This window comes from Streptacidiphilus melanogenes, from assembly GCF_000787835.1.
In the GTDB taxonomy this organism is placed as follows: domain Bacteria; phylum Actinomycetota; class Actinomycetes; order Streptomycetales; family Streptomycetaceae; genus Streptacidiphilus; species Streptacidiphilus melanogenes.
The window spans coordinates 259053-260935 of record NZ_BBPP01000009.1 but is presented as its reverse complement, the minus strand read 5'-3'; the positions used below and the strand labels follow the sequence as shown (position 1 = coordinate 260935).

The 1883-nt window shown below is 74.2% G+C and carries 2 protein-coding genes; both read left to right on the top strand.

Annotated elements, in window-relative coordinates:
* The first annotated feature begins 293 nt into the window (after nucleotides 1-293).
* The gene (locus TR49_RS13505; RefSeq protein WP_042381215.1) at nucleotides 294-1301 is read left to right on the top strand and encodes an NADase-type glycan-binding domain-containing protein; all 1008 of its coding nucleotides are present in this window, start codon (nucleotides 294-296) and stop codon (nucleotides 1299-1301) included.
* A 13-nt stretch (nucleotides 1302-1314) separates the two neighbouring features.
* Entirely contained in the window at nucleotides 1315-1746 is a 432-nt protein-coding gene (locus tag TR49_RS13500) for a contractile injection system spike tip protein (protein WP_052434270.1), read from the top strand.
* The last annotated feature ends 137 nt before the right edge of the window (nucleotides 1747-1883 follow it).

The window sequence follows — 1883 nt, the reverse complement described above, 5'->3', positions numbered from 1 at the left end:
CCGCCACCCCGGCCGGGCGCAGGGTCACCACCTCCGCCTCCGCCGGCCGACCGCGCGGGCCCTGTTGCCGCGTCACCCGGACCGCTGTCGGCGGCAGGGCCGAGCACCTCGGTCCCCACACCGCCACCTCCGCCCCCCGCGGCCGGGCGGAGCATCGCCCCACCAGCTGCGTCGCCGTCGGCGGCGCGCACCGACGCTGCCGCGCTGGTCGCGCCCGTCGAGGGCCCTGCCGCCGGGTCGGCTGGGTCCCTTCGGCCGCCCCGAAGGGCGCTGCGGCGCCGACCCCGCCGAGTGTGCGGCGCGTCGACGCCGCGGCGCTGGTCGCGCCCGTCGAGCGCGCCGAGGCGCCCGCCGCCGACCCGGCGCCGACCCGACCGCCCAAGGGACAGGACGCAGCGGCCCGGGTGGCCGAGGAGGTGGGGGAGCAGGCGCCGCGCAGTGCGCGGGCGCGGGCGGTGGCGGTGACCAAGACCGCGCCGAGCCGTCGGCTGCTGCCGGGTGACCTGGTGTGCGGTGCGTGCGGCGAGGGCAACGCGAGCACCCGGCGCTTCTGCAGCCGATGCGGCACCTCGCTCGTCGAGGCGGTGAAGGTCAAGGAGCCGTGGTGGCGCAGGTTCGTGCCGCGGCGCGGACCCCGGGTCGTCAAGCTGGACCCCGGGACCGGCCAGGGGGCGACCGGGGGAGGGAAGGACGGGCACCTCGACGGGCCGGGCTTTGACCCGAAGTTCACGCTGCGACAGCTCTACCGCAAGGCGCGCGTGGTCGTCGGGGTGGCGATCCTGTGCGGCGGCGCGCTGTACGGCGCGTACCCGCCGTTCCGGACCACGGTCAACGCCGAGGTGCAGAAGGTGAAGGGGCTGGCCACGGGGACGCTCGACGCGCAGTTGTCGCCGATCCACGCGGACAGCGTGACGGCGGACCGTCAGGAGCCGGGCCATCCGGGGCTCGACGCCGCGGACGAGCTGCTCACCAGCTACTGGCTGGCGCCCTGGTCCGCCTCGAAGGAGCCGACCCTCACCTTCCACTTCGCCCACCGCGTCACCCTGAAGAAGATCATCCTGCATTCGGGTGCGAGCAACGCGTACATCCAGGACGGCAGGCCCAGCGAACTGCGCCTGCTGTACTCCAACGGCGAGTCGTTCACCTTCTTCCCGCAGGACACCTCGCAGCAGCAGACCTTCACGATCAGTCACGCGGACCTGATCACCGGCCTGCAGGTCCAGGTCGGCTCGGTGTACGCGGGAAGCAGCGGATCCTCTGTCGCCGTCGCCGAGATCGAGCTGTTCGGGCTGCCGCTGTGACCGGGAGGGAAGGATGGCGGACTTCGTCCTGCGTACCGCGGACCTGATCGAGGTGACTCTGCCGGGGCCCGTCGTTCCGGAGCTGGTCGCGCCGGTGCCGTTGACGGGTTCCAGCACCGACGTGACGGTCGGCGGTCTGCCCGTCTGCGTGCAGGGCGACGAACTGCCGGTCGAGCTGCGCGACCCGCTGCTCTACACGCAGCCGCCCTTCACCGTGCCCGGCACCGGCACCCTGACGCTCACGCTGCTGCCGGAGAACCTGACGCAGCAGGTCAGCAACGGGGGCAAGCCGCTCCTTCTCGTGGGCGCGACGTTTCCCGTCGTGTTCACGGTGGAGACGCCCGCCACCCAGCCGACCCCGGCCGGCCCGGTGCCCGACCCCGAGGCGGTGAAGCCGGGCACCGCCCGGTTCATCACCACCAACGTGACGGTGACCGCGGGCTGACCCTCCCGACGGCACGCCGAGGACGATCAGGCGCCCGGTTGCGGCTCCCCGGGCCGGAGGGTCCGCTCGGTGACCGAGATCCGCTCCCACCGGCGCACGGTCCTCACGGGATCCGCCGCCACGACGCCAGCGGCGGG